Here is a 20543-nt window from a genome sequence, read left to right on the forward strand (position 1 = left end):
CTGATTCATACTGCTGTTTCCACGTTTATTATTGTGTTGATTATTTTAATTATTTTGTGAGAATAAGACGATTGTTACGGGTTAAGCGTAAACGATATTCTTCGCCTGCATGCAAAATACGAATTTCGCGTCCTAGCGCAAACAAGTTATTTGAATGTAACATAGGTAGGGCATGCTGAGTGTCTGAATGACGTGAAAATAAATTAAATGGGGCGTTCATTTTGAGTTACTCCGTGGTGTGTAAGAATTTTTTAAATGATAATCATTATCATGTAAACCTGTCAACGGATTATTTTTAATTTTATAAAAGTCTACAATTTGCAGTAAAACGTACATTGCAAAAAAGGAATCGGGTTCATGTCCAAGCCAAATATTCATGTGGCAATTGCGCTGTTATTTCATCAAAACAAAGTGTTGGTGGGTTGGCGCGAAGCCAAACAACATCAGGGCAATAAACACGAATTTCCAGGTGGGAAAGTGGAAGCAGGCGAAACTCCTGTAGATGCTTGCCGCCGTGAAGTGTTTGAAGAAGTTGGTGTTGGCATACAGCATTGGCATGCTTTTGATATTATTTGCCATGAATATGATGATGTGATTGTCAATCTGCATATTTTTCAGGCTGCTGTACCCGCAGCTTTATTAAAAGATATTCAAGTGCCTTGGACATGGTTTAGCCGTCCGCAACTTTTAGAGCTGAATTTTCCACAAGCCAATCGTGCAATTGTGCAACGACTAGTGTGGCAACAGGCAATTAAAGTCAGTGAAGATTTAAAACATTTAGCAAATTTGCCTAAGCAAAAACTGCTGTATTGGCGGGTTGAACCCAATGCTGCATGCAAGGTCGAATTGTCAGAATATTGCATTGAGCAACTGGGGCAAGTGATTGTCAATTTGGAATTGTGGAAGCAATTAAATACGATTCAGCAACACGCCATTGCAGCAATTCATTTAAAACAATCGCAACTGATGCAATTACAAAAGGGCGATTTAAAAGTTGGGCAGCGTTATATTGCAGCGTGTCATGATATTGTTTCGGCACAACATGCACAGCAAATTGGTTGTGAAGCAATTTTACTCAGTCCTGTTTTAGTAACCACCACGCATCATGATGCCACACCTTTAGGATGGGAAAAATTCCAGCAGATCGCTGAATTTGTCGATATTCCTGTTTTTGCTTTGGGTGGCTTAACTCAAGATGATTTAACTACCGCAGAGCAGCATCATGCCTATGGCATTGCAGGTGTACGTTTTATTTGATTTTTTCTAGTTTGCGCAAATAAAAAAATCGCTGATGTAATCACACTCAGCGATTTTTAGTTTATTAAATTATCGTCCTTACAAATCTTTCAAAGCTTGTTGGGCTTGCGCAAGGCTTTTGGCATTATTTTGTTGCTGTGCTGCTTTTTGAATGACTAGCCATAATTGACGTTTCATAGCATCGCTTTGTGCATAGCTTAAACCACGACGTGCCAAGGCTTCTGCATTAGCGGGTTGCTTCTTTTGGTTGGCAATTAAAGCCAAATATAAATAGGTTTCAGCCGCTTGCGGGGCAAGTCGCTGCGCTTGCAAAGCTGCTGTTTCGGCCTGATTGAATTGACCTTGTTTATAAGCGGTCTGGGTTTGCTGCATCAACTTTTGAAAAGCAGGCAAACTACGACCATCCTCTAATTTTTGTTGCACGGTTTGTTGTGGCACCACCACTTGCAACGATTGACGCTTAATTTCTTCACGCTCATAAGGACGAATCACCACACCTTCTGGTGTCGTCACAGTTTTAGGTTTTTCAGGCACAGGCTGAGGAGCAGGCGGTTCAGGTAAACTCTGGCAAGCTACAATCGTTGCCATCGCACCCATAGCGAATGTGGTGAAAAAAACTTGTCTTAAACGTGATAATTTCATAAGCGTAACTGACCGATATCCTCAAGTTTAATTGATATAACTGCCACTTGAGATGACACGACCATCGGTATTGTCATCTGTTACGGGTTCAGTTTCACGGATATAATTTTCGATACTGTCACTGGTTTCAGGAGCTGTTTGCTGAGTTTCAGTATCGGGTTGGTAAACGGGTTCAACTTGATAGTGTGAAAAACCACATGCGGTTGCCTGACGCGGTACATTATTACGATTCACTGGAATATACATCGCACCTTCACAGCCTTGTGCAGATAAATGCCCAGAACTGCGGTCAATCCAATGCCATTGAATTTGTTCGGTCTGACGTAAGTTGACAGGTTTTTGACGCAATTGCTGCATCACATTACTCCAGACAGGCAAAGCACCAGACGAGCCTGTTAAGCCTGTGACTTTGTTATCATCCAAACCAAGCCATACAACGGCTAAATAATTGCCTGAATAGCCCGCAAACCATGAATCACGAGTATCATTGGTTGTACCTGATTTACCTGCCAATTTTAAATCTGTCGATAAGCTATTGTAAGCTGAACGACCTGTACCAGAACTCATCACTTGCTGTAAGCCATAATTCAAAATATAGGCGGCAGAAGGATCAATGGTTTGTTGTACGGTTAAACCATAACGATCCAGTAAACGTCCATTGGCATCGACTACGGTGCGAATCGCTTTGGTCGGATATTTAAAACCACCTGTGGCAAAGTTACCGTAAATGTCCATCACTTGCATTGGTGATAAATCTACCGCACCCAAGAAAATAGATGGATATTGCGGAATCGCATCACTTGGTACACCAAATTTAATGAGGTGATTACGGAAGGTGGATAGTCCAAACTCCTGACCCAAACGAACTGCAGACAGGTTATAAGACTGCGATAAGGCTTGTGACATAGACACAATCCCATGGTCGCTGCCACTGTAATTACGTGGTGTCCAAGATTTACCATCAATTGGGATGCTGATCTGACTGTCTTCTACAGGACTTGCCCAATTATAACGACCAGACTCAATTGCACTTAAATAAATAATCGGTTTGAGCAGTGAGCCAACTTGACGTTTGGCGTCCAAGGCACGGTTAAAACCCGTAAAATCTTGCGTAGAACCTACCGCTGCCACTAACTCGCCATTTTCAGGATGAGAAATCAGCACCGCGCCTTGTAAATCTTTTAAACGCTTTGGATTGGCTTTACTTAAACGCTCAACCGATGCTTTAAAAGCATTTTGTACGTTGGTTTGTGCAATCGGATCAAGCGTCGTGAAGATACGCAAACCCTGATTGGTCAAATCTCCTTCTTGATATTCAGTACGTAATTGACGGCGGACAATATCTAAAAAGTCAGGGAAACGGGCAGGGCCAATGGTCGGTTTTGTAATGACATTTAAGGGACGCGCAGTTTCTTTTTCATATTGTTCTTGGTTTAAATAACCCATCACCAACATATTGTTTAGCACAATGTCACGGCGCTTTTTGGCAGCTTCTGGGTTACGCCAAGGATTATATAATGATGGGCCTTGTACCAAACCCACCAAAAAGGCTTGCTGTGAAATGTTTAGCTCACGCAACGGCATACCAAAATAAAACTGTGAAGCCAGACCATAACCATTAATAGAATAGTTACCGTTTTGACCTAAATTCACTTCATTTAAATAGGCTTCTAAAATTTCATCTTTGCTGTAATGCAACTCAATCAGCATAGCCATGAGTGCTTCATTGGCCTTACGTTTTAAAGTGCGCTCAGGACTTAAATAAAAGTTTTTCACCAATTGCTGTGTAAGGGTAGAACCGCCCTGACGTTTGCCACCCGTGACGTTGCTGACAATAGCACGCGCAGTACCACGAATTGAAACGCCGTGGTGTTGATAGAAATTACGATCTTCAGTAGCAATAAGTGCTTCAATGAGCGGTTTAGGTACTTTATTCAGTTTAATCAGCACACGATCTTCATTGTGCTGCGGATAGATTCCGCCAATCAACATCGGTTCTAAACGTGCAATACCTGTATTAGAAGGTTTGGTGGCACTCACTTCACTAATTTGATTATTGGCAAAGCTGACTTTTAAAACCTGTTCAGGCTCGACACTGTCGCCAAAGTCAAAACCACGGGTATGTACAAATAAAGTATTGCCATCGCTAACATAACTGCCTGATTTGGCGTAATTATCTGTATTTTTATAGCCGAGCAGTTTTAGTTCTTGAGTAAAGTCGGTCTGGCTGACAGGTGCATTGCTATACACTTCTAATGGGCGTGCAAAAACCTTGGCTGGAATATCCCAACGCTGGCCTTCAAATTTGTCTCTGACAATATTATCCAGACGAATCAAGTAAATACTAAATGCAATAAATCCACCGATAACGATGATGCAAAATAGTAATGCAATTATGCCTATGCCACGCTCAGACTTCATAAATCGCGATAAGATCCTGATAAATTTTGCTAATCATGCGAAGCTTTTACTGAATTTGCAATAATTAATCTGTGACTGAAGGGAAAATATCGTCATAAAATTGAGCAGAAATGTAGTTTTAAAGTTTTTTTAAATCAACTAGGTTAATGCTATGATAGGCGTCGAATCGTAGCGGAGCGATATCGCAGGTGCAAATTTCACATAAGAACTTTCGGAACATTGGACTGATTGGTCGTCCAGACAAATATTCTGTCGTAGAAACACTATGTCTGATTCACGACCATATTTTAGGATTGGGTTTGCATCCCGTTTTTGATTCAGAAACTGCTCAACTTGTACCTTATAACAATACCCAAACGGTCAGCCGTGCTTTATTAGGTGAAGTGGTCGATTTGGTGATTGTAGTTGGTGGTGATGGTTCATTGCTGCATGCAGCGCGCGCTTTGGTTAAATACAATACCCCTGTAATTGGTGTGAACCGCGGGCGTTTAGGCTTTTTAACCGATATTAAACCGACAGAAGTAATCTTTAAACTCGATCAGGTTTTGCAAGGACATTTCCAGTCAGACCGTCGTTTTTTACTGGAAATGGAAGTGCGCTCTAAAGGCGAAATCATTTATGAAGCGATTGCCTTAAATGATGTGGTGCTACATTCGGGTAAGTCGGTTCACATGATTGACTTTGAACTGAATATTGATGGGCAATATGTCTATCGTCAGCACAGTGATGGTTTAATCGTTTCAACCCCAACAGGTTCAACGGCTTATGCCTTGTCAGGCGGTGGCCCAATTGTGCATCCGAGCATGGATGCAATTGCATTGGTGCCTATGCATCCTCATACCTTGTCTTCACGCCCAATTGTAGTGGGTGGACACAGTGAAATTAAAATCAATATTCGTGAAAACCGTGTGTTGCCGATGGTCAGTGCCGATGGTCAACATAGTGTTTCATTAAATGTTGGAGATAGTTTGCATATCCGCAAACATCCTTATAAATTAAATTTATTACATCCACCAGGTTATGACTTCTATATGGCTTGTCGTACTAAGTTAGGGTGGAATCAAGATTTTGAATCAATGCAACAGCAGGATGAATGATGAATATTGAACAAATGCTTGCCGTACTCGATCCTGAAATTGTTGGACGTTTAAAAACGGCAATTGAAATTGGCAAGTGGCCAAACGGTGTTGCGCTGACCCAAGAGCAACGTCAAATTTGTATGCAAGCAGTATATGCGTGGGAAATGAAAAACCTGCCTGAAACTGAGCGTAGTGGTTATATTGACCGTGGCACTAAAGAAGAAGGCGAGCAGTGTGATGATGATCATCACAATCATGAAGAATTTAAACCAATTCGTTTTGTTTAAACGATGCAAAACTGCTTTCAGAAAAAATGAAAGATGAAAAAGACACCTGAGATGGGTGTCTTTTTTGTATCTTCAATAAAGTTTTAGTTGTGACGATTTTGCCAAAGCTGCTGTGCGTTTCGCATTGCTGCTGCATAATCATCACAAACGCCCATGGTATATAACGCGATACCCATGGTTTCGGTAATGGCAACTTCACCATATTCATGGACTTGCTGACCTAGCCAGACGGCTTTAAATACTGCCAAATCCAATTCTTCTTCTACAGGGCTACGGTTATCGGTCAGTTTAGGCAGTTCGTGTTCATATAAAGCGCCATTTTTGATGCCACAAATTAATGTCTTGGCATCAGGGTTGCGCTCAAATTCACCGCCTTCGCCTTTAATTACTGCACTGTTTTGATAACCCAACTGAAATGCGGCTTGTTGATGCGAGCTGCGATAAGCGGGGTGGAAGATCGCCTGCATGGTGGCTTTGGCATTAAATGGATTGATTAAACGGGCAAGGGTATGAATAGGAGAACGTAAACCCATCACATTGCGTAAATTAATCAACTCACTCAAAATCGGTGAAATAACATCTAAAGGTAAATAAGCAAAATTACGCTGCGCTAATTGTTGCTCAACGTCTAGGTCATTTTGGCAAATTGGATAATCTAAATATTGCAGTGCTTGTTCGGTATATAAACGGTTGATGGTATGCCCAGAAGCACCATGCATCACCACTTTATAGCCATGTTTTGCTAAAGTCAGCGCTGCCAATAAAAACCACGGATAATGTCTGCGTTTACCTGCATAAGATGACCAGTCTAAATCGACCTGAAGCGGTTTAAATTGCAGTTGATCACGGGTAGCTTGTACAAAACCTGCCAACTCCTCTACAGATTCTTCCTTCACACGCAGCAACATTAAAAAAGCACCCAATTGCACATCCAACACTTCATTGCGCAAAATCATAGAAAAAGCTTGATAGGCCTCGTCATAGGTCAGTGAACGTGCGCCTGTTTTGCCTTTACCAATAATTCGAATAAATTGTGCGAATGGATGTTCTGCATCTTTATAAATATTTCTTTTATTGGGGTTTGTATTTGGCATAAGCGAGTTCACACACATCTTTAGTTAGTATACTAGTGTATAAACTTCGGCAACAGTTTGCAGCACTATTCACAGCTTCAGCTTGTACGAGCTGCCACAAGTTTCATTGCATATCTGAAATGACGACTAAAGTTTGACTGTAAAGTAAGACAATCTGTAGGGATAACACATGACAGCCTGTATAAAAATGCATAGCATGGATACTATTGAAAACAACAATTGAAAAATAAAGGATTGGATATGCTGGCTTATGATGCTGATTTAGAATTATTTAGAGATAACTTTCGACGTTTTATGCAGGAGCATATTGCACCGCATTATGCTGCGTGGGAACGTGAGGGCATCATGCCGCGCAGCGTGTGGAATCTGTTAGGTGAAAATGGCTTTTTATGTATTGATGTGCCTGAAGAATATGGCGGCTATGGTGTTCCAACGCATTATTCCCTAATGTTGGTCGAAGAATCGGCACGTGCAGGTTATAGCGCACTTTCTACAGGTATTTCCTGTCACTCTGAAATCGCTGCGCCGTACATTTTGCATATTGGTACAGAAGAACAAAAACAATACTGGCTGCCTAAAATGGTGTCGGGTGAAGTGGTTGGTGCAATTGGCATGACCGAGCCAGGTGCGGGTTCAGACTTACAAGCCATGCGTACCAACGCCATTTTGCAAGATGATCATTATGTACTGAATGGTTCTAAAACCTTTATTTCTAACGGTCAGCATGCAGACTTAGTGGTTTTGGCAGTAAAAACAGATCCGCAAGCACGTGCCAAAGGCGTGTCGCTCATGTTGGTCGATACTCATTTAGAAGGCTTTAAAAAAGGCACCAATTTGGAAAAAATTGGTTTGCATTCACAAGACACGTCAGAGCTATTCTTTGACAATGTCAAAGTGCCGAAAAATCAATTGTTAGGACAGGCAGGGCATGGTTTTGCCTATTTAATGCAAGAATTGCCACGTGAACGTACTGCGATTGCAGCTACTGCATTGGGTGCTATTCGAGGTTCAATTGATGTGACCACACAATATGTGCAAGAGCGTCAGGCGTTTGGACAAGCCATTGGTCAGTTCCAGAATACCCGTTTTGTTTTGGCACAGGCTAAAATTGATGAATTGGCAACTGCTGCTTTTTATAATCAAAACGTCGAATTGTATATGCAGGGCAAACTGGACGTCGAAACTGCAGCCGCTTTAAAAAGCTTTGCGACAGATATGCAAATGAAAATTGCCGATCAATTGCTGCAACTGTTTGGCGGTTATGGCTATATGACGGAATACCCGATTTCTCGTTTCTTTGTCGATGCGCGAATCCAGCGAATTTACGGTGGAACCAATGAAATTATGAAAGAAATTGTCGCGCGTGGTTTATTGGGGCGTTAAAACAATGCCTAAAAGTCCAATTGAATAAAGATCAAGGATCATCTCCAGAGTCAGCCCAGTGCTGGCTCTTTTTTTATGAATTTGATCAGACTTAAAAGCAATGAGCTGATTGATAATTACACTTAAAAATAAAATTACACCGCTTAGAATTAGAGATGCAAAAAAGAAAAGCATAGTTGCCCAGTTTTAAGCGGTACGTTGTGCAAAGTTGCGGCTTAAATGTATAGATTGGTGATGCTTTGATCAACTGTATGTTTTTAAATCTGAAACACTGAAAGTTGTATTGCGCAACATTTGAAAGCTAACTATTGTTATACTATTTGCAAAATGTTTATGAAGGGCGACATAACAATGATCCAAGACGATCAGAACACAACGACTTCTCTTGATCTCGCTAAAATCCGTGAAGATATTGACTCTGTAGATCAACAGATTCAGCAGCTGATTAACCGTCGAGCACGACTTGCTGAAGCGGTGGCGAAAGCAAAATTTGCAGCAGAAGAGAGCCCGTTGTTTTACCGTCCTGAACGTGAAGCGCAAGTTTTACGTAATGTTATGGAACGCAACGAAGGGCCGTTGTCTGATGTGACCATGGCACGTTTATTCCGTGAAATTATGTCGGCATGTTTGGCACTTGAAGCGCCACAAAGTATTGCGTTTTTAGGGCCAATTGGTACTTATACGCATTCCGCAGTACTTAAACATTTTGGTCAAGATGCGATTGTGCGTCCTTTGCCTACTATTGATGAAGTTTTCCGTGAAGTGGAAGCAGGCAGTGCACACTATGGTTTAGTACCTGTCGAAAACTCATCTGAAGGTGTGGTGAACCATACTTTAGATTGCTTTAAATCATCGCCATTAAATGTGATTGGTGAAGTAGAATTGCGTATTCATCACCAATTCCTTGTGTCAGAAAACACTCGTAAAGACAGCATTAAACAAATTTATGCGCATCAGCAAACTTTGGCACAATGCCGTAAATGGTTAGATGTACATTATCCGGGTGTAGAACGTGTGGCACTCAGCTCCAATGCAGAAGCAGCGCGCCGTATTCGTAATGAATGGCATTCTGCTGCAATTGCTTCTGAAATTGCGGCCAATATTTACGAACTCGAAATTTTACATAGCAATATTGAAGATAACCCAGAAAATACCACACGTTTCTTGGTGATTGGTCGTGAGAAAGTTCCACCAAGTGGCAATGATAAAACTTCATTGTTGGTGTCTGCACATGACCGCGCAGGGGCATTGCTTGAGATTCTTGCACCATTTGCGAAGCACAATATTAGCTTGACCAGTATTGAAACACGTCCTGCCTTGCCTGAAAAATGGGCCTATGTATTCTTCATTGACCTAGAAGGGCATGTCGAGCAAGACAATGTCCGTGCAGCGATTGAAGAAATCCGTCCATTGGTGAAAGAAATTCGTGTCTTGGGTTCTTATCCTGCTGCCGTGTTGTAATCGTATTTAATTCAGTGATGTGCATGTTTGTCATGCGCGCCACATTCACCACCTAGTCAACTGGAAGTGTAAAATGTCGTTTGTCCCAGCCAATGAAGGCATCTCGAAGTTAAAGCCTTATCAACCAGGTAAACCAATCAGTGAACTTGAGCGTGAGTTGGGGATTACAGATATCGTCAAACTTGCTTCAAATGAAAACCCATTGGGCTGTTCAGACAAAGTCAAAGAAGCCGTTGCAGCAGAAATTGCTGAAATTGGTCGCTATCCAGATGGTGGTGGTTTTATTTTAAAAGACCAAATTCAAAAACAATTTGGCTTTGCGCATGACCGTATTACTTTGGGTAATGGTTCAAACGATTTGCTAGAAATGTTTGCTCGCGCATTCGTTTCAGATCAAGATTCAGTGTTGTATAGCCAACATGCCTTTGCAGTATATGCTTTGGTAACGCAAGCGATTAATGCTCAAGCGATTGAAGTGCCTGCCAAAGGCTTCTCACATGACTTGGATGCTATGGCAGCAGCAATTCAAGACAACACCAAGTTAATTTTTATTGCTAACCCAAATAACCCAACAGGCACATGGTTTGAAGAGGCTGAATTTGAAGCCTTTATGCAAAAAGTTCCTGCACGGGTGATTGTGGTATTAGATGAAGCCTATGTGGAATATTTCCCAGAAAACTTCAACAGCCTTAAATTCCTTGAGCAATATCCAAACTTAATCGTGAGCCGTACTTTATCTAAGTGCTATGGTTTGGCGGCGCTGCGCGTTGGTTTTGCTTTAGCTTCTGCAGAAGTGACCGATTATTTAAACCGTATTCGTCAACCATTTAACGTCAATCACTTGGCAATGGTGGCTGCGGTTGCGGCATTAAAAGACGAAGATTTTATCGAAAAATCACGTATTGCCAACAAAGCAGGCATGGCGCAATTGGAAGCAGGCTTTAAAGCATTGGGTCTGAATTATGTGCCTTCACGTGCTAACTTTATTTTGGTAGATGTAGAAGCCGATCCGGGTCAAACTTTTAATGCCTTATTGAAAGAAGGTGTAATTGTACGTCCTGTGGGTATTACGACCCATTTACGTGTTTCAATTGGCACAGAAGCAGAAAATGCCAAGTTCCTGCGTGCATTAGCCAAAGTATTGGGCAAGGAAGCGAAGGCATAAAACATGGCGCAACCATTGTTTGAAAAAGTTGCATTTATCGGACTCGGGCTAATAGGCTCGAGTTTGGCACGTGTAATGCTGGCAGAAAACTTAAGTCGGCATATTGTGGCATCGACCCGTTCTGAAAAAACGCTGCAAGATGCTTTGGAATTAGGATTAATTGAACAAGGCTTTAACAATCCTGTAGATGCGGTACAAGGCGCAGATTTAGTGGTGTTGGCGCTACCTGTGCAAGCCACAGAAAAAGTCTTGCGATTAATTCAGCCACATTTGGCAGATAATGTAATTCTGACCGATGTAGGCAGCACCAAAGGCAGTGTCGTGGCTGCAGCCAAAGCGGTTTTTGGAGAACATTTACCTGTAGGTTTTGTACCCGGGCATCCAATTGCTGGGGCAGAGCATACAGGCGTGCATGCAGGCAAGGTTGATTTATTTGCCAATCACAAAGTCATTTTGACACCATTGCCAAGCAGTGCGCCGTGGGCAGTCAATAAACTGATTCAAATGTGGGAAAGCGCCAAAGCCGAAGTAATTTGCATGGATGTGGAAAAACATGATGAGGTATTGGCGTATACCAGTCATCTTCCACATTTAATGGCCTTTAATTTGGTCGAACAATTGGCAAATCGGGAAGATAATTTAGACATTTTCCGCTATGCTGCAGGTGGCTTTCGTGACTTCTCACGTATTGCTGCCAGCGATCCACAAATGTGGCATGACATTTTCTTGGCCAATAAAACTGCATTGTTAAAAGCGGTGGATGGCTTTGAAAGTCAACTCGCGATTATTCGCCAACTGATTGAACAAGAAGACTCGCATGCTTTAATGGGCTTGCTTGGACATGCACAAGCGGCACGACAGCATTTTAATCATATGCTCGCCAAGAAACCTTTTATGGAGAACAATAACGTGACACAACAATTTACGATTTTGCCGGGTGCTAAGACTTTCCAAGGTAAATTTACCGTACCGGGTGACAAATCTGTGTCACATCGTTCCATTATGTTTGGTGCAATTGCCGAAGGCACTACGCATGTGACAGGTTTCCTTGAAGGTGAAGATGCATTGGCGACTTTGCAAGCATTTCGTGATATGGGTGTGAGCATTGAAGGCCCTAAAAATGGTGAAGTCACCATTCATGGCGTAGGCATGCAAGGTTTAAAAGCACCTGCAAGCGCAATTTATATGGGCAACTCAGGCACATCTATGCGTTTGTTGGCAGGCATGTTATCTGCACAGCAGTTTGATTCTGTTATGACAGGTGATGCGTCATTGACCAAGCGTCCAATGGAACGTATTGCTAAACCATTGCGTGAAATGGGTGCACAAATTCAAACGACGGGTGAACGTGGCACACCGCCAGTATCGATTACAGGTGCGCAAGCGCTGAAAGGTATTCAATATGATTTGCCAATGGCATCTGCACAGGTGAAATCAGGTATTTTATTGGCAGGGCTTTGGGCAGAAGGTGAAACTTCAGTGACTGAGCCTGAACCAACGCGTGACCATACCGAACGTATGTTACGTGCATTTGGTTATGAAGTGAAAACTGAAGGTAACCGTATTTCATTGCAAGGCGGCGGTAAATTGGTGGGTACAGATATTCAAGTACCTTCTGATATTTCATCTGCGGCATTCTTCATGGTGGGTGCAGCCATTACAGAAAATTCAGATGTAACCTTAGAAGCGGTGGGCATTAACCCAACCCGTACAGGTGTGATTGAAATTCTGAAACAAATGGGTGCAGACCTGAGCGTGGAAAATGAACGTATTGCAGGCGGTGAACCAATTGCAGATATTCGTATTCGTGGTTCACGTACTTTAAAAGGGATTCATGTTCCTGAAGATCAAGTGCCATTGGCGATTGATGAATTTCCTGCATTGTTCATTGCTGCAGCTTGTGCTGAAGGTCAAACTGTACTGACAGGTGCTGCAGAATTGCGCGTAAAAGAATCAGACCGTATTCAAGTGATGGCAGATGGTTTAAAAACCATGGGCATTGACTGCACACCAACTGACGATGGCATCATCATTCAGGGTAAAGGCAAAGCAGGCGACTGGTCAGCGATATTTACAGGCGGCGAGATTGAATCACATCATGACCATCGTATCGCCATGAGTTTCTCTATGGCAGGCTTGCGTACTTCTGGTGAAATTAAAATTGTAGGTACAGAAACAGTAGCAACAAGTTTCCCTACCTTTACTGAGCTTGCAGGTGTGGCAGGTCTGAATATTCAAGTGACAGAATAAGCCAAAACGATAGGGGCTGCGATGAAGAGTCGCAAAGCCTAGACTTTATGCTGAAACAGCCAAGCTTTTGCTTGGCTGTTTGCGTTTTATTGCTTATGCTAAACCCATACAAGAAAAAAGCCTTTGGGTTCGAGCATGCGCAAATTAAAATTTATGGCGAATTGTGAAAATAAACAAGAGTTACAAGATTGCACTCTGGCACAGAATTATGTGGCGAATTTACTTTCACAAAACTTATCTCATTATGGCTTTCAAACGTTGCCGCAGAGTGGTGCACAAGTCGCTGTAAGTGTAGATCAACATGCGCTGCCTTTGGCAGTAAACTGTCAAAGCCGTGGTGAAGATGGACATCTTGTTTGTGAAATTACTTCATACCCCAATGAAGAACAAGACTGGCTAGAACGAATTACCGAGCAAAGTTTATTAAATCAATTGGCGCAAGCGGTAGAAAATACTCTGAAAGAAGACCAATCTTTTAGTGAGTTTGAATGGAAAGGTTAAACCAAGCTGCAAAGACGTTGGATGTTTAAAATTTATACTTGATTTTTAAATCAAAATCATTCGTTTTTTAATTGATGTGTCATCTAAATGACACATCACAACCGTATATTAAGCAGCAAGAACAATACAACAAAATAGTTTTTATTTAACCCGCTTAATTTGGGAGAGTTAAGTGGGTTTTTTATTGCCTAGAGAAAAGTTGTAAGTACTGAAAAAAACCTCAACTGATTAGAGAGAACCAATGTTTTTAAAAGCATGCACTAAAATAAAAGCACCTCATCCTCCACGTTGGATTGATCTAATCGATCATCGTAAGGAAACACGTACTGAACGTGTTTTCCCATAAGGGTAAACAAAAACGCGCATTGGAGTTTGTTGAAAGCTGCTGCTATAGTGAGCGCAGTATTTTTTATTTAGGTGGTTTATGCTCGCTTTAATTTCTCCAGCCAAGACTTTAGATTATGAAACTGCATTACCAAGCGATGAATATACTCAACCTAGATTACTTCAACATTCACAAGAGTTAATTGATGTAGCACGTAAACTTTCTGCTACAGAAATTGCCAGTTTAATGAGTGTCAGTGAAAAAATTGCCACTTTGAATGTCGAACGTTTTCGTGACTGGCAAGCAGAGTTTGATCTTGCCAATGCACGTCAGGCCATGTTTGCCTTTAAAGGTGATGTGTACACAGGCTTAGATGCTTATAGTTTATCTGCTGCAGAGATTGAGTTTGCTCAACAACACTTGCGCATGCTTTCTGGCTTATATGGCTTATTGCGTCCATTGGATTTAATGATGCCGTATCGTTTGGAAATGGGCACTAAATTGCAAAATGCGCGTGGCGAAAATTTATATCGTTTCTGGGGCGATATCATCACCAATTTAATTAACCAAGATTTAAAACATAACCAGTCGGCATTATTAGTTAATCTAGCTTCCGATGAATATTATAAGTCGGTGCAGGAAGCAAAAATTCAGGCTGAAATTATTAAACCTGTATTTTTAGATCAGAAAAATGGTAAATATAAAGTCATCAGTTTTTATGCCAAAAAAGCCCGTGGTTTGATGGCACGTTTTATCATCGAGAATAAATTAGAACGCGCAGAAGACTTAAAAGCATTCAATAGTGAAGGTTATTATTTCGATGCAGACAGTTCTTTAAAAGGCGAATTGGTCTTTAAACGTGACGAGCAAGCCGCCTAACTGTCGGTTTAATCGTTGAATCTCCCATCATGCTAACCTATGGCAGATGGGGGCGAGACTGACCAATCTCCTGTTTGTACTCTTAAAGCTGTTTAAAGGCTTCTATGGCACGTAATCGGCTAAGTTTTAAATCTACAATTGGATGAGGATAATCCAGTTTTAGGTTTGGATTTTTCACATACGGTTCATGAATGTTTTTGGCATCTAAATGTGCCAGTTCAGGTAGCCATGTGCGAATATAATCACCATTGGGGTCAAACTTTTGTGATTGGCTCACAGGGTTGAAAATCCTAAAATAGGGCACTGCATCTGTACCAGTCGAGGCACACCATTGCCAGCCACCGTTATTGGCAGCCAAATCACCATCAATTAAATGTTGCATAAACCACTGTTCGCCCAAGCGCCAGTCAATTAACAGGTTTTTGCACAGAAACATTGCGCAAATCATTCTGACTCGATTATGCATCCAGCCCGTTTGCAAAAGTTGTTGCATGCCTGCATCCACAATGGGGATGCCTGTTTTTCCTTGTTGCCATGCTGCTAAACCTGCAGGATCATTTCGCCACGCCACCTGTGCGGTCTGATCTTTAAAAGGGCGGTGCTTTGAAACTTTGGGATAATCAAACAAAATATGTTGATAAAACTCACGCCACAGTAATTCATCTAACCAAGTTTGTTGCCCTGTATTTTCAAGATGAAAATGTCCTTGTGAATGCGCAAAAACCGCAGCCAGACATTGCCGAATGGAGAGAATGCCACAGTTTAAATACGCAGATAATTGGCTGGTACCAGACAACGCAGGAAAATCACGCTGTTGCTGATAATCTTGCATTTGTTCACGCGTAAAATCATCCAACAATTGCTGTGCATGTTGTTCCGTGACTGCCCATAAATTTTGTTGTGCCGTTGGAAGTGGGTCGAAACCTAAGTGTTCTAAACTTGGTACAGTAGAGAGATATTGTTCAGGAAGTTGAATCGACGTTTGAGCTTGTGGCGGAGGAAAGCAACGCGGAATACTGACACTCAACTGTTGATAGGCATACTTTTTAAATGCACTGAATACCTGATAAGGTTTCATGCTCTGATTGCGCACCGTACCCACAGGAAAAAGCGTACGGTCATGGTACAAAATCAAGTCCTGACCGTGTTGGTTTAAGGTTTGTTGAACTTCAAGATCACGTTTTAGTTCATTCACTCCTAATTCAATATTGGCATAAATATTTTGAATCGGATGTGAGTCTTTTAATGTTTGGCATAGTTGGAGCAGCATTTGTGCAATGTCAGTCCAAGATGGTGTAATTTGAACAATCAGTGGGATATTGAGTTGTGCGAGTTCGTCTTTTAGTGCATTTAATTGACGCAAGTAAAAGTCAATTTTAATGGGCGCATCGTGATGTAAACGATATTGCTGAGGCGAAAGAATCACCACGCCAATACAAGCTCCTGCTTGGCTAGCATGCCAAAGTGCGGTGTGATCTGAAATTCTTAAATCTTGTCGGAACCAAACTAAATTATAGTTTTGCATGGGAAGAATGCTTGATGTGAGCGCTAGAAAGGTGACTTCATTATAAGCATGACTGGGTAAAATTGTCTTAAATGCGAAGGGTTTAATTGTCCAATAAAACGACAATGTGCTGTGTTGATTTTTCCTGTAATGATCTTTCCGCAATAGTCTGCCTGAAAGGATCTTTCAGTCATGTGCTTATCCTGAATTTTAGAATGACAAACAAAAAAGGCAAAGTAAAAATACTTTGCCTTTTGCTTCGGTCAATACTGATCTTAGTGGTGATGACCACCCGCACCGTGTACGTGACCGTGATCTAATTCTTCTTGAGAAGCTTCACGGATTTCAATGATTTCAACTTCAAACGTTAAATCTTGACCAGCAAGTGGGAAGTTTGCATCAACAATTACGTTGTCGCCTTCAACTGCTTTTACAGTTACGATTTGAACGCCATCATCAGTTTGCGCTTGGAATTGCATGCCTGCTTGGATGTTGTCTACACCTTGGAACATTTGTGCAGGAACTTCTTGTACTAAGTCTGGGTTGTATTCGCCATAACCTTCAGCTGCAGGTACGTTTACAGTAAATTTTTCACCTACTGTTTTACCTTCTAACGCTTTTTCTAAACCAGGGATGATATTACCTGCACCATGCAAATAGGCAAGTGGTTCACCTTGAGATTTGTCGAGAGTTTCACCCTCTGCGTTAGTCAATGTGTAGTGGAAAGAAACCACGAGGTCATTTGCAATAGCAGTCATGTTATTGATCCATTCAATTTTTTAAGGGTACATCATAAAGTGAAACGTGGAATTTGTTATAGACATTTCTGCAAATTCTTCACTTTTCCGAGTTTTTTATGACATTTTTTAGTTAATCGGGGCAATTTTTATAATTTCAATGCAAATTTGTGCGTCATACCTATAAATTTGCAGATTTTATTGCAGGCTCATTTTAAGCCCTTTGTATGATGTGTAGATGACAATAAAAAAGATGGGACATTGCCCATCTTGGTGATATTTAATTCTTGAGGATCATCGGCTTCTAACCGAGTGAAGTTTTCTCATCTTCTACAGGTTGATGGCTAAAGAAATTAAACAAACTGCCAAACCACATCATGATTCTTTCAAAAATATTGGCTTCAACAATGTTGACCTGTTCTTCAATTGCAAAGCTGTTAATCAATTGATTATTTTGATAAACGTGTACGGTTGCCAGTTTCATAACCTGTGCCAATGGCGCAGTCAGTAACTTTTCAGACAATTCAATATTGACATGCGTTTGTGTACGCTGTGCAGGTTCAAGTGTTTCTAATTCGCCCTGTGCATTCACAAGTTGTAGACGTTGAGTACTTTGATCAAACTGCGACAAGTTAATTGCATATGGCTGTTCATACAATGATGTCGTCACAAACTTTGGCTGACTGCTTTCAATCTTAAACATGCGTAAGGTCGATTTCACCACAGGCAATTCTGCAATCATTTGTTTGGGTTTAATCGCGACTTCATTACGGGTATAGCTATAAGCTAAATTTAATAATTGATGTGCCACTTCAGCACGTTTTTGCGCACTCTTGGTTCCCATCACCACCACCACTAAACGACGCTCAGGTGCAGCACTATCCAATGTTGGGCGGTTTGCAGTTAAGGCAAGGTTGTAGCCTGCAGCTTTGGTGAAGCCTGTTTTTAACCCATCTACACTTGGGTCTTGTTTTAATAATATATTGGTCGCACGGTGAAAGTGCTGATTGTAGGTAAAACTAGTTTGTTTTGAATAAGCCAAATAATCGGGTGTCTCAATCACTATCGCTTGTGCTAAACGTGCCATATCTGCCGCAGAAGAATAATGATTAGGCATAGTCACACCAGATGGATTCTGAAAATGTGTATCTTGCATGCCCAAAGCTTGCGCTTCCTGATTCATTCGGGCAATAAACTGCGGCACACCACCTGCAACACGTTCACCTAAAGTGAGTGCAGCATCGTTAGCAGACATAATAATTAAGCCTGCCAATAATTGATCTACCGAAATCTGCTCACCTGCTTTTAGATACATTTGTGATTCATCCCACATCACTTGTTCTACCACAGGTGTTGCGGTCAAAATTTCATGTCGGTCTAATTTACCTGCCTGAATATCTTTCAGCACAATATAGGCCACCATCATTTTAGTGAGTGAAGCAGGTGCACGTTGTACGTGACTATTGTGTTCTGCAATCACTTGCCCAGATTGTGGGTCTAAAATTGCCCATGCTTCGGCTTCGACACTTTCAGCTTGAATATTCAATAATGCGGCATGCGTGATTGCGCTGCAGAGCCAGCAGAGCGCCGCAATCAGATAGATAACACGTTTCAAAGAAGTTCCTTATTTACACCAATCCATTGGTGTCACAATGGTTTTAAGCAGCAAAAACAATAACAATTGACTAGGGAATGCTATGCCTTTTTTGCTCAGATGGCTACCCATAAATGCAGACAAATCTCATCTTGACGCATCAATTGCTAAAAAAATGTTAAGCTTGTTGCCAAGTTCTTATTTATACATTTTGTATTGCCCATTATGTTGCATTATCAAATCGAATTTGACGATTATCGTCAGCATCTTATTCATGTCACCGTGCGTTTTTTGGCTAATCCTACTCAGGTTTTATCTCTACCCACTTGGATTCCAGGCAGCTATTTAATTCGTGAATTTTCCAAACATCTTGAGTCGGTACGTGCTTATGATGAAGCGGGGCGTATCCTTAAAATTCAGAAATTTGAAAAGAATAAATGGCGCTTATTTAATATCGATCATGAATTGATTACGGTGGAATATGATGTCTACGCTTATGATTTGTCAGTGCGTGGCGCTTATGTCGATCAAACCCGTTTATACGTCAATCCTGCCTGTGCCTGTTTGGGCTTAGATGGGCAAGAAGATAAAGCTATTGAAGTTGAATTATTTTTACCAGACGAGCTGAAGCATTTTCAGCTTGCGACAGGTTTGGCAGCAAAAAGTTTGGTGAAAGGGCGTTATACCTTAAAAGCCAAAAACTATGCCGAACTGATTGATGCACCGTTTGAATTGGCAGAACAAACCCGTTTTAGTTTTACCGCAGCAGATATTCCACACGAATTTGTGGTTTCGGGCAAACATGCAATGAACGCTGCGCGTATGCAGCAAGATATTGAAAAAATTTGTGCTACACAAATTACCATGTTTGGTTCTGCGCCATTTGAAAACTATACCTTTATGACCATGGCAACAGGCAATAGCTATGGCGGTTTAGAGCATCCAAACAGTACCAGTTTAATTACACCTCGTGATGATTTGCCGAAAGCTAACGAACCTGAACAACCTTCTAAAGATTATCAGCGCTTTTTAGGTCTGTGCAGCCATGAGTATTTTCATAGTTGGTTGGTGAAATTCATTCGTCCTGAAAGCTTTGTGAATTATGATCTGAATCAGGAAGGTTATACATCGCTGTTATGGATTTTTGAAGGCTTTACGTCTTATTACGATGATTTGTTATTGCTGCGTAGTGGTGTAATTGATCTGGCGGCTTATTTGGAGTTGCTCAAAGCACAAATTGATCGTTATTTGCAAAATCCGGGTCGTGCGATTCAAACGGTAGCAGAATCTAGTTTTGATGCTTGGGTCAAGTTCTATCGTCAAGATGAAAACTCGAACAATGCAGGAACCAGCTACTATAACAAAGGCTGTTTGGTGGCTTTATGTTTAGATTTGGGCTTGCGTTTGCGTGGTTCAAGCTTAGATGCCTTAATGCAGAAATTGTACGCTAATGCGCAACAGGGCATTCAAGTGCATGAGCGCACTATCTTTGAATTATGTAAAGAATTGACAGGAGATGATTGGTCGGAGCAAATCCATCATTTAATTAACACGACTGATGAATTGCCGCTCGATCAGTTATTGCCTGAATTTGGCGTTGATTATCAGCTAAAACAGGATAAGTCTTTGCCGTTTGGTTTAAAATTGGCAGATAAACCTGAAGGGGTGTTGGTACAAGCTGCCCATCGTGAAGGTGCTGCGGCAAAAGCAGGACTTTCTGCGCTTGATGTGATTGTTGCGATTGATGGCTTAAAGGCATCTGTAAAATCACTTGAGCAATATGCCAAACAGGATGCAGCTTATACTGTTCATGCATTCCGCCGTGATGAGTTGATGACTTTTGAACTGAATGCTGCGCAGATTGAATTGCCAGAAGTGGCATTAAGCGTTACAGATCAGGCAAAAGTAGAACAGTGGTTAAAAGGTTGATCATAAAAAATGTAAACCGATGCTTTTGCATCGGT

At 41.4% G+C, this 20543-nt stretch carries 17 protein-coding genes; 10 read left to right on the forward strand and 7 right to left on the reverse strand.

The genetic code is table 11. The features are described 5' to 3' along the window. Positions 1–49 precede the first annotated feature (49 nt). Complete coding sequence (gene hemP, locus FTU39_RS05360; RefSeq protein WP_004972965.1) at positions 50–220, reverse strand: hemin uptake protein HemP; 171 nt, start codon at positions 218–220, stop codon at positions 50–52. 137 nt (positions 221–357) lie between these two features. Here hemP and FTU39_RS05365 point away from each other — a divergent pair, with 137 nt between their 5' ends. Continuing rightward, positions 358–1257 carry an NUDIX domain-containing protein gene (locus tag FTU39_RS05365; protein WP_096901851.1) on the forward strand — a complete coding sequence of 300 codons (900 nt, stop codon included), beginning with the start codon at positions 358–360 and terminating at the stop codon, positions 1255–1257. 78 nt (positions 1258–1335) lie between these two features. Here FTU39_RS05365 and FTU39_RS05370 read toward each other — a convergent pair whose 3' ends face one another. Further along, positions 1336–1854: a hypothetical protein gene (locus FTU39_RS05370; protein WP_096901888.1), complete on the reverse strand. Its 519-nt coding sequence runs from the start codon at positions 1852–1854 to the stop codon at positions 1336–1338. A 72-nt stretch (positions 1855–1926) separates the two neighbouring features. Continuing rightward, entirely contained in the window at positions 1927–4320 is a 2394-nt protein-coding gene (mrcB, locus tag FTU39_RS05375) for a penicillin-binding protein 1B (RefSeq protein ID WP_131261780.1), read from the reverse strand. Positions 4321–4499: 179 nt separating this feature from the next. Between mrcB and FTU39_RS05380 the strand changes: the two genes are divergently transcribed. Both FTU39_RS05380 and FTU39_RS05385 read left to right on the forward strand, forming a co-directional pair. Continuing rightward, positions 4500–5417, forward strand: coding sequence for an NAD(+) kinase (locus FTU39_RS05380; RefSeq protein ID WP_208012375.1), 918 nt, complete (start codon positions 4500–4502; stop codon positions 5415–5417). Continuing rightward, positions 5417–5686: a YeaC family protein gene (locus FTU39_RS05385; RefSeq protein WP_131261778.1), complete on the forward strand. Its 270-nt coding sequence runs from the start codon at positions 5417–5419 to the stop codon at positions 5684–5686. The genes FTU39_RS05380 and FTU39_RS05385 overlap by 1 nt, the downstream gene beginning before the upstream one ends. 83 nt (positions 5687–5769) lie before the next feature. Here the strand turns inward: FTU39_RS05385 and FTU39_RS05390 are convergent, their stop codons facing one another. Next, a complete protein-coding gene (locus tag FTU39_RS05390) occupies positions 5770–6780 on the reverse strand; it encodes a glycosyl transferase family protein (RefSeq protein ID WP_154320589.1) in 1011 nt (336 codons plus the stop codon). Positions 6781–7020: 240 nt separating this feature from the next. Between FTU39_RS05390 and FTU39_RS05395 the strand changes: the two genes are divergently transcribed. The 6 genes from FTU39_RS05395 (at position 7021) to yaaA (ending at position 14744) form a co-directional block, all read left to right on the forward strand. Beyond that, the gene (locus FTU39_RS05395) at positions 7021–8163 is read left to right on the forward strand and encodes an acyl-CoA dehydrogenase family protein (protein WP_096901859.1); all 1143 of its coding nucleotides are present in this window, start codon (positions 7021–7023) and stop codon (positions 8161–8163) included. A gap of 351 nt (positions 8164–8514) precedes the next feature. Next, positions 8515–9624 carry a prephenate dehydratase gene (gene pheA, locus FTU39_RS05400; RefSeq protein ID WP_004972976.1) on the forward strand — a complete coding sequence of 370 codons (1110 nt, stop codon included), beginning with the start codon at positions 8515–8517 and terminating at the stop codon, positions 9622–9624. A 73-nt stretch (positions 9625–9697) separates the two neighbouring features. Then, positions 9698–10789: a histidinol-phosphate transaminase gene (gene hisC, locus FTU39_RS05405; RefSeq protein WP_004972978.1), complete on the forward strand. Its 1092-nt coding sequence runs from the start codon at positions 9698–9700 to the stop codon at positions 10787–10789. A gap of 3 nt (positions 10790–10792) precedes the next feature. Beyond that, positions 10793–13039: a bifunctional prephenate dehydrogenase/3-phosphoshikimate 1-carboxyvinyltransferase gene (locus tag FTU39_RS05410; RefSeq protein WP_180051834.1), complete on the forward strand. Its 2247-nt coding sequence runs from the start codon at positions 10793–10795 to the stop codon at positions 13037–13039. A 135-nt stretch (positions 13040–13174) separates the two neighbouring features. After that, positions 13175–13540 carry a hypothetical protein gene (locus tag FTU39_RS05415; protein WP_004972981.1) on the forward strand — a complete coding sequence of 122 codons (366 nt, stop codon included), beginning with the start codon at positions 13175–13177 and terminating at the stop codon, positions 13538–13540. Between the two features lie 424 nt (positions 13541–13964). Then, positions 13965–14744 carry a peroxide stress protein YaaA gene (gene yaaA / locus FTU39_RS05420; protein WP_131261773.1) on the forward strand — a complete coding sequence of 260 codons (780 nt, stop codon included), beginning with the start codon at positions 13965–13967 and terminating at the stop codon, positions 14742–14744. An 82-nt stretch (positions 14745–14826) separates the two neighbouring features. On the opposite strand, the gene FTU39_RS05425 is transcribed toward yaaA, so the two are convergent. From FTU39_RS05425 to FTU39_RS05435, 3 genes are all read right to left on the reverse strand, one after another. After that, positions 14827–16269, reverse strand: a complete 1443-nt coding sequence (locus tag FTU39_RS05425; RefSeq protein ID WP_180051835.1) for a deoxyribodipyrimidine photo-lyase — start codon at positions 16267–16269, stop codon at positions 14827–14829. 254 nt (positions 16270–16523) lie between these two features. Further along, on the reverse strand, positions 16524–17006 hold the full coding sequence (gene slyD / locus FTU39_RS05430) for a peptidylprolyl isomerase (RefSeq protein WP_096901865.1): 483 nt from the start codon (positions 17004–17006) through the stop codon (positions 16524–16526). A gap of 283 nt (positions 17007–17289) precedes the next feature. After that, a complete protein-coding gene (locus tag FTU39_RS05435; RefSeq protein WP_180051836.1) occupies positions 17290–18600 on the reverse strand; it encodes a D-alanyl-D-alanine carboxypeptidase family protein in 1311 nt (436 codons plus the stop codon). Positions 18601–18804: 204 nt separating this feature from the next. On the opposite strand from FTU39_RS05435, the gene FTU39_RS05440 reads away from it, so the two are divergent. Then, positions 18805–20508 (forward strand): M61 family metallopeptidase, encoded by a 1704-nt coding sequence (locus FTU39_RS05440; RefSeq protein WP_004972995.1) that lies wholly within the window; start codon positions 18805–18807, stop codon positions 20506–20508. Positions 20509–20543: the final 35 nt, after the last annotated feature.

This window comes from Acinetobacter sp. YH12099, assembly GCF_013419195.1.
GTDB classification, from domain to species: domain Bacteria; phylum Pseudomonadota; class Gammaproteobacteria; order Pseudomonadales; family Moraxellaceae; genus Acinetobacter; species Acinetobacter towneri.